Raw genomic sequence first — 7847 nt, 5'->3', positions numbered from 1 at the left:
AGCGGACGACGACGGCTTCTACACGACCATGATCGACGACCACGCGCCCCACAGCCTGCTCGCCCTGATGACCGGCGACGAACCAAACGCGTGATCCGCAGCCGCGCGTACAGCACCCGGCGGCCCGACGCAGTGCCCCACACGGTGCTCTGAGGCGCGGGTCACCGGCACCGGCTCAGTCCTCGCGGCCGTCGTCGTCCTCGTCCGGCTCCGGCGCGTCCGGGGCGCGCAGCGGGCGCGGGCCGTCGGGACGCTGGCGGTGAAGCTGTAGCGGCCGAGCAGGTTCAGATTCCGGTGCTCGAGCGGGGGGAGCCGGGCGATGTCCTCTTCCCGGAACTCGCGGCCTGCGGCCTTCAGCCGGGCGACGGTGGCGTCGATGTACTTCGTCGTCCGGAGGACGATGGCGTTGAGGACCAGACCGAGCGCGCCGAACTGGTCCTCCATGCCGTCGCGGTACGCCTGGTGGATGGTGCCGCGCTTGCCGTGGTCCGCGTCCCGGGCCGGCTTGTGGCGGGACTCCTGCACGGTGAGCTGCCGGTTCATCTGCCGGCGATAGACGTGGTCGACCGGGTCGACCACGCGCAGCAGGTGCTCTGTCTCGGCGATCCGCCCGTACTCCGCGAACGCGGCGCCCAGCGGGGTCGGGCGGCCGTCGCGGCCGAACATGCGCAGCAGGTCGTAGGCGCGCACCTGGTTGGTGACCAGGGAACCGGCGGCCTTCAGCATGTCCGGCCGGCGCGTGATCACCTTGTTCAGGGTCACGAGGTTGCGCGCCAGGTCCTCCACCGCGCCGTGGCTGCCGGTCTCGACGCCGGGCATGGTGGCCCGCCAGAACCGCTGATCGTCCAGGTCGCAGAACCTGGGTGAGAAGTTGTAGCCGAGGATCTTGAACAGGTCGAACACCATGTCGGAGTTTATGTGGACAGTTCAAGTTGATCTTCCTTTGGGTTGCCGCTCGGGCCGTTGGCGGTGTTGGTGCGGGTCGGAGAAGCCGCGCGCATAGAGTGAGGTCTTCGATGGAGTGGCAGGGGTGGGGGTCGTGGAAATCACCGTCCAGTGGATACGGACGTTCTGGACGAAACAGTCCCGCGGAGGAGAAGCCGCCGCCCGTAGGAACGCGGCTCCGGTCGGCTTCGCTGTCCCGTCTGTGCCGCCCTCGTTTGCCCACGTGGTCCGCATGCATGAACGAGACGGCTTCGAGCCCCATGGCGTCGAGGAAGACCTGCGCAAGGTCGACGTCCAGCTTCGCGAAGCCGACGGCCGGCTGCGCGTCCTTCCCCGAGTGCAGCCCCTGTTCGCCATCCCACCTCGGCCGCGACGGCCCCCAGCCGTGCGTCTTGCCTCCGGCCAGTGGGTCCGCTGGCAGCTCAACTACCGTTTCAGCAGCGCGGCGGGTGTGCGGGACTGGTCGTACTGGCTGGACACCTTCAACATCGCCTATGGCCCGGTGGATGCTGACGTGTTCTTGTCGGAGCCCACTGTCCACATTGACGAGCAAGGACCGCTCCGGTAGCTCCGCCGCGGGGTGATCACGCACCGAAGCCGTCCTCCTCCGCCTCCGCGTTGATCGGCTGGCTGAGGTCGGCCAGGAGTCAGGTCCGGCAGGCCGGTCTTCGGGAGCATCCTCTCGACCCGCCTGCGAAGCCAGGTCAGGGACTTCGGCTCGCCGCCCGCGCGAGCACCCGTGACGCCTTCTCCAGCTGCGGCAGCGTGGACAGCCGACCCTTCTCCGTCTTGCGCTTCGCGGTGTTCAGCAGCCGGGCGGCCATCAGGACCTGGAACAGGTCCAGGGCCTCGTCGATCGCCTTCGCCTCCAGGTGCCGCATCACCGCGGTGAGCATCGCCGTGCGCTTCGGCTCCGCCGCCCGCTCCAGCAACGGCGCTTTCGACCCCAGCGCGTACCGGGCCAGCGCCGCCATCCGGTTCGGCGGGATCTGCGACAGCCTCAGCCGACCGAGCCGGTACGCGCCGATCTCGTCCACCCGCTCCAGCGCGCGGGCGACCGCCGGTACCCGTCGTCCGCGTCGGCGGCCGGCGCAGCCGCTCCAGCTCCGAGAACCGGGACCCCTCCGGCGTCTTCAGCGTCGCCACCAGATCCCCGGGCAGCGCCGGGTCCGCCCGCCGAGGGGCCCCCGCGACCGTGGCGTGCAGCCGTTTCTCCGCGACCGTCCGCGCCTCCGCCACCTGCCGGGCCAGCACGCTCACTCCCGACAGCAGCACTCGGTGACGGCGCGGCCAGCCCACCGCGTGGTCGAACAGCGCCCTCGGGTCCTCGGCGTGCGTCCAGGGCCGGCCTGCAGGAAGGTGCGGAACCGCCGGGACCACCCTGCATCGTCGTACTCACGGTACGCGTAGGCGTCCCGGATCTCCCACGCGTGCTCGTACGCCGTCTTCGGCCGTCGGTGTACCGCTTCACCACCGACGGGTCCTCGATGCCGAGCTGCGCGGCCAGGTGCTCGGCCACCGGCCACGGCGCATCCAGCGGGTCGTCCGGGAGGAACCGGCCGATGTAGCGCACCGTGCACATCTGGAGCGCGAAGCCGAGCCGGTGGTGCGTGGAGCGTCGCCGGGCGATCAGATCGCGGTCGACGTCGTCCAGGAAGAAGAACCGCTCCAGCTCGGGGCGGGTCGGCTCCTCGGCCAACTTTCCGTCCGCCTCGGTCTGCTCATCAGTCAGAAACTCCGACGGCACGAGGGGAAACCTCACGTCAAGCTTGGGCCAGCGGACAAAACGGCGGGCAGCGTCGGACCCCGTCCTGCGGTGGCACGCCGCCGACGAGCGTGCGCGCTGAACACCACAGCAGGCCACCCGTACGATGACATGACACGCGTCACCCCATCAGGCGGGCATGAATGGCCTCGCTGACGGTCCGCACCGCACGGTCAACACTTTGCTCTGTGGACTGGGGGGAAAGCTGTTCGGATTCATAGATGAACGCTGTGGAACCGCGCCTGCTGCCGCAGTAGTCGATGATGCCGTGCTCGATCTGCGTCCGCAGTGCCTTCTCGTATCCGTGGCGCTCGTACGCACCGGAGTCGCCGCCGGCGATGGGTACAAGATGCGTGGTGAGGTTCTGCAGTTTCGGCTGCAAGCCCGAAGTGGGGGAGTACTCGAAGGCCCAGCCGTTGACGAAGACGCGATCGATCCACCCCTTCAGCAGTGCGGGCATCGACCACCAGTACACGGGGAAGACCAGCACGAGATCGGTGGCACGCTCAAGACGACGCTGCTCAGCCACGACGTCGGCCGGATGGTTGCCGCCCTCGTGGTACGCCTGACGATCCGCTGGAGTGAACCGGGGGTCGAACCCCTCCCGGGACAGGTCGGCGATCTCGACCGATCCGGGAGGAAGCGCTGCCTGGAGTCTGCCCAGCACGAAATGCGTCAGGGACTGGGGGTCCGGGTTGGCGGCAACCAGCAAGGTGTGCATCGATAGTTCCCATCATGTGAAGAGCGGACATGTACAGGGGCAAGGGTGTGCAGGACGGCGCGCGGGCTCCTTCTCCTGGGGATCCACTACGCCGGAACGGCGGCCGTGGGACTCAGCGCAGCCAGGCTCCCGCTGCCACGGCCCGCAGGACGAAGTCCTCGAAGGTCCGCGGCGCGCGTCCCAGCACGGTGGCGACGTCGTCCGTCGTCCAGGCGGTCGCCCCGCGCTCCAACAGCACGAACATCTCGGTGAGGAGATGGGCCTCGTCCTCGCTCCAGCCCTCCTGAACCAATGCCGCGGTGTACTCGGCCGGGGAGACCTGCCGGTAGGCGATGGGCAGCCCGGACGCCCGGGAGATCAGCTCGACCGCCTCCGCCCAGGTCAGCCCGCGCGGCCCCGTCAGCTCGTAGACCCGACCGGCGTGCCGGCCGGGCTCGGACAGCACCGCGGCCGCGACGTCGGCGACGTCCTCGAGGTCGATGAACGGCTCGGGCACCGTACCCGCCGGAAGCGCCAGCTCGCCGGCGGCCAGCGGGGCACGGAAGGGAGGCCCGACAAAGTTCTGGGCGAAGTTCGCGGCGCGCAGAACGGTCCACTCCAGCGTCGAACCGCGCACGGCGTCCTCGGCCGAGCGCATGTCCAGCCCGAACGCGGAGTCGCCCCAGTCGTCGGCGCCGTGACCGGAGAGCAGGACCAGGCGCCGCACGCCGGCGGCCTGGGCCCGCGCCACGAACTCGTGCACTGGACCGGGCACGGCCGGAGGCACCACGTAGGCGGTGGTGACGCCCTGCAGAACCTGATCCCAGTCGGCGGGGCGGAACCAGTCGAACGGGGTCCGACTGGAACGGGAGGCGGCGCGTACGTGCGTGTCGCGCAGCCGCAACCGGGCGGCGACCCGCCGGCCGGTGTTGCCCGTCGCACCGAGAACCAGGGTGGTGTCGTTGCTCATGACGGCGATTCAACGACACGTATGCGGACAGATCCATATGTGATAAGCCGAATCACCTGGTCGATCGTCCAACTTGTCTAGTCTTGCAGGATGGACGCTTTCGGTGACCTCCTACGCGGGGTGCGGGCTCAGGGCTCGTTGTTCGGCAGCTCGACCCTGGTCCCGCCCTGGGCGCTGCACTTCGTGGACGGTGCACCACTGACGTTGTGCACCGTCCTCTCCGGAGGCGGCTGGATCGTGCCGGAGCACCGCCCGCCCGAACCTCTGCGCGTCGGCGAGACACTGATCGTGCGAGGTCCGGCGCCGTTCCTCTTCGTCGACGAGGTGGGCACCCGGGCGGAGCCCGTCGCGTGCGGCGCGTTCTGCTCGACGCCCGATCAGGGCGGGACCCGGCACCGGCTCGGCTGGTACGAAAACCATGACGGAGGCGACGGCGCGACGGTGCTGGTCGTCGGCGCCTACCCGGTGCGCGGCGAGATCAGCCGCAGGCTGCTGGACGCGCTGCCCGTCGTACTGCGCGTGGGGTCCGACGGCGGGCCCGACCCCGTGTGGGAACACCTCGCCGCCGAGGTCGCCACCGACACGCCGGGCCAGCAGGTGGTCCTCGACCGGCTGCTGGACTGGATGCTGGTGTGCGCGCTGCGCGAGTACTTCGACCGGCCCGACAGCAATCCCCCGGGCTGGTACTCCGCCGGGCGGGACCCGGTGGTCGGCGGCGCGCTGCGGCTGCTGCACGGCGAGCCGGCTGCGCCCTGGACGGTCGCCTCACTGGCCGAGCGCACCGGGGTGTCGCGCTCCACGCTGGCCAAGCGGTTCACCGACCTGGTCGGCGAGCCGCCACTGACCTACCTCGCCCACTGGCGCATGACGCTCGCGGCGGACCTGCTGACCGAGCGCGAAACGGCGACTGTCGCGGAGATCGCCCGCGCAGTGGGCTACTCCGACGCGTTCGCGTTCAGCGCGGCCTTCAAACGGGTCCGCGGCGTCAGTCCCAGCGCGTACCGCAACGCCGCGACAGCCCCGCACCAGCAGCCGGCCGGCAGCATCCCGGCATACCCGGAGGGCGGGCCCGCCACCCCGGTTCAGGCCGGCTCACCCGCCACGGCCTGCGCGCATCGACGCCAAGGATGAGAGCGCGCCCGCTCGCCGGCCTCCCTTCGTACGAGCGGTGCCGGCCGGATCGCCATCTCCCGGCTCACGCTGCCCGATACGCCCGCCGAGCCCGCCGACCGCGACATCGCCTACGAACTCCGCAGCCGCTGGACCGATCACAGCCCCCTGCGCCGCACGGCTCTCGTAGCCCTGCAGTACCTCCAGGACCAAGACGTCGACCTCAGCGACGTGGAGCTGTCCGGCTACCGGCTGCCCACTCCCAGCCGCATGGCTGGCCGCCTCGACGAGGTCCGCTGGTGGGTGAACTGGAAGTGGCACCACCAGTCCATCCCGTACTGCTTGGCCGAGGACAAGGGCTGGCTCGAAGTTCTGGCGCCTACCCGGACCCGCCCCCTGCACGCCCCGCTCTTCACCCCCGGCCCTGCACCCGCCGGGGCTCGGAGGACCTGATCAACGCCGTCTTCGCCGGGTGGCGCATCCCGCGCCGTCGATCAGGCAGCGCGGGTGCACAAATGCCCGGTGGGGCAGGCATCGCAGCCCTTTTCGTCGACATGGCCGGAGGCACGCCCGCGGCGAAGAGCTCGCGGGCATGCACGGCACCGTTCATCCCCTGGTGCCGACCGAACTCCTCGGATCGGGTTCCTCCAGCTGAGACCGGATCATGGATCCCGCAGGCCAGGACCGTTTCGGAACCAGTGGGTCGACGGGCGTGCCGAGCCGTTCGAGCAGGGCCGGCGGTGCGCCGGCCACCCCTTCACTCATCGCGAGCAGGGATCGCGCTCCGGCGAGGGCCGCGCAGGCCGTCAGTGCCAGGAGCGTCACGACAGGGTGCCGTACTCCCCGCGGATCCCGCGGGTTCGGGACCTGCGCGGGGCGTTCCGGCAGATCCGGAAGCTCGCTCCCGGACACCTCCAGATGCGGTCTGAGCTGTTCAAATGCAGGGGAGATCAGAGATGGTGCGTCGGCAGGCACGGGCAGTCCAAGGTCACAGAGCGTAGAGAACTCCATGAACGCGGACGTCCGTGCCTTTTGTGTACCTGACCCTGCCCAACATGACAAGGCGTCAGCAATGGGGCGTCAGCCGACTACGCCGAAGTCCTGACTGGAGAGGGCGCGGTAGTACACGACTTCCGGTTCGCGCTCCATCCAGATGTCGCCGGTGGGAGTCACCGTTGTTGCGTTGTCGGACCATCCGGTTGGTTTCCGCTGTGCTCTTCGAGATGCATGACGAATGGATCGCCTTACCTCGCCCCGAAGGTCATATGGGTGATATCTACCATAAACTCTCTTTTGGTTCCTCCGTGCTACCCAACGCACCAAAATGCAACCGCCAGTTAATCCCCGACGCCATGACGAGGGACACCACCTGGCGGATGCGTGTTCCCGACCGAGTGGCACTCGCTTCGATATCCTCCCGTACAGGTCGTCGGAGGTCATGTACCCAAGGGCTACTGGGCAGTTGACCTCAAGGTTTCGTGGTAGCGTCCCTACTCGGAGGGACAGCGCAACCTGAAAGGGAAATCGTGAACACGGAGAAGATCGCCGCTCGCCGCCTCTCGCTGGAAGAGGTAACGAAGCTCGGCGTGCAGGACAGGCTCTTCGTTTCCGCCGACACGGCAGAACTAAAACTTCCCGACTGCTATGTCCCTGCTTTTCTGACCAAGTCCGGTGGGGAATTCGAGGGCGGCTCGATCACGGCGAGAACCATATTCCAGGAAGAGGTCTCCTGCCTTCCCGACGACGAGAATGATGCCGGAATCTACTTGGCCGACGAGAACGGCCCGGTGACCATCGAGGTCCTCCAGTCCGCCGGTGTCGTGCTGGATCTGGCACTTTTCGTCCCCGGTGGGGACAAGGGGGCCCTCTCGGCCCTTTACGCCGCGGCCCGGCAGGCGTTCGGCGCCGACATCGTGCAGATCTGGCGCCAGGGCCTCAAGGAGGTTCCCGACGTCAAGGTCGACATCTTCGAGGAGCAGATTCCCCGGGGGCGCAAGGGGAGCGACAGCCCCAAGCGTGACCGTCGCGCGATCGACACCTACCCCACCCGTGCGGACTTCATCGAGTTCTCCGCGGGATGGAAGCCGGTCGTTGAGATCCACAGGCCGCTTGTTGACGACACCCCGACCATCTGAGGCGGCGTTACCTCTCGTCCCGGCCTGAGAGAACGCATGCACCGGAACCGGTCGGCCCCTGAGCGGCCCAGGGAGTCATCGGGGGGCAACTCGCGAACGCCGAAGCGCCGTTCCACTCAATGACGTTCTCAACGGTGATCATTTCCAGATTCCGTTGAGGACGAGGGCGGCGCGGGCGATGTCGCCGATCCGGCGCGGGCTGAGGGTGACGTGCTGCGGGGC

Annotated in this window: 7 protein-coding genes and 2 pseudogenes; 4 read left to right on the top strand and 5 right to left on the bottom strand. The window is 68.8% G+C overall.

Features of this window, described 5'->3' with window-relative positions; all coding sequences use genetic code 11:
* Positions 1-175 precede the first annotated feature (175 nt).
* Positions 176-912: pseudogene (locus tag IE271_RS39760) on the bottom strand (Tn3 family transposase); the annotation flags it as partial.
* Positions 913-1039: 127 nt separating this feature from the next.
* Between IE271_RS39760 and IE271_RS39755 the strand changes: the two are divergent.
* On the top strand, positions 1040-1513 hold the full coding sequence (locus tag IE271_RS39755; RefSeq protein ID WP_190195314.1) for a hypothetical protein: 474 nt from the start codon (positions 1040-1042) through the stop codon (positions 1511-1513).
* Positions 1514-1664: 151 nt separating this feature from the next.
* Here the strand turns inward: IE271_RS39755 and IE271_RS39750 are convergent.
* The 3 genes and pseudogenes from IE271_RS39750 to IE271_RS39740 form a co-directional block, all read right to left on the bottom strand.
* Positions 1665-2692: pseudogene (locus IE271_RS39750) on the bottom strand (DUF4158 domain-containing protein); the annotation flags it as partial.
* Positions 2693-2831: 139 nt separating this feature from the next.
* Positions 2832-3431: an NAD(P)H-dependent oxidoreductase gene (locus tag IE271_RS39745; RefSeq protein ID WP_190195313.1), complete on the bottom strand. Its 600-nt coding sequence runs from the start codon at positions 3429-3431 to the stop codon at positions 2832-2834.
* 112 nt (positions 3432-3543) lie between these two features.
* Complete coding sequence (locus IE271_RS39740; RefSeq protein WP_190195312.1) at positions 3544-4380, bottom strand: NAD(P)H-binding protein; 837 nt, start codon at positions 4378-4380, stop codon at positions 3544-3546.
* Between the two features lie 90 nt (positions 4381-4470).
* On the opposite strand from IE271_RS39740, the gene IE271_RS39735 reads away from it, so the two are divergent.
* Entirely contained in the window at positions 4471-5511 is a 1041-nt protein-coding gene (locus tag IE271_RS39735) for an AraC family transcriptional regulator (protein WP_190195311.1), read from the top strand.
* A gap of 210 nt (positions 5512-5721) precedes the next feature.
* Positions 5722-5943 carry a hypothetical protein gene (locus IE271_RS39730; protein WP_190195310.1) on the top strand — a complete coding sequence of 74 codons (222 nt, stop codon included), beginning with the start codon at positions 5722-5724 and terminating at the stop codon, positions 5941-5943.
* A 153-nt stretch (positions 5944-6096) separates the two neighbouring features.
* On the opposite strand, the gene IE271_RS39725 is transcribed toward IE271_RS39730, so the two are convergent.
* Positions 6097-6501 carry a transposase family protein gene (locus tag IE271_RS39725; RefSeq protein ID WP_229919952.1) on the bottom strand — a complete coding sequence of 135 codons (405 nt, stop codon included), beginning with the start codon at positions 6499-6501 and terminating at the stop codon, positions 6097-6099.
* A 515-nt stretch (positions 6502-7016) separates the two neighbouring features.
* On the opposite strand from IE271_RS39725, the gene IE271_RS39720 reads away from it, so the two are divergent.
* Positions 7017-7625, top strand: coding sequence for a hypothetical protein (locus IE271_RS39720; RefSeq protein ID WP_190195309.1), 609 nt, complete (start codon positions 7017-7019; stop codon positions 7623-7625).
* Positions 7626-7847 lie beyond the last annotated feature (222 nt).

It is taken from the genome of Streptomyces minutiscleroticus (genome assembly GCF_014650875.1).
In the GTDB taxonomy this organism is placed as follows: Bacteria; Actinomycetota; Actinomycetes; order Streptomycetales; family Streptomycetaceae; genus Streptomyces; species Streptomyces minutiscleroticus.
Note: the sequence above shows the minus strand (reverse complement) of the source record. Positions and strands in the feature narration are given on the sequence as shown.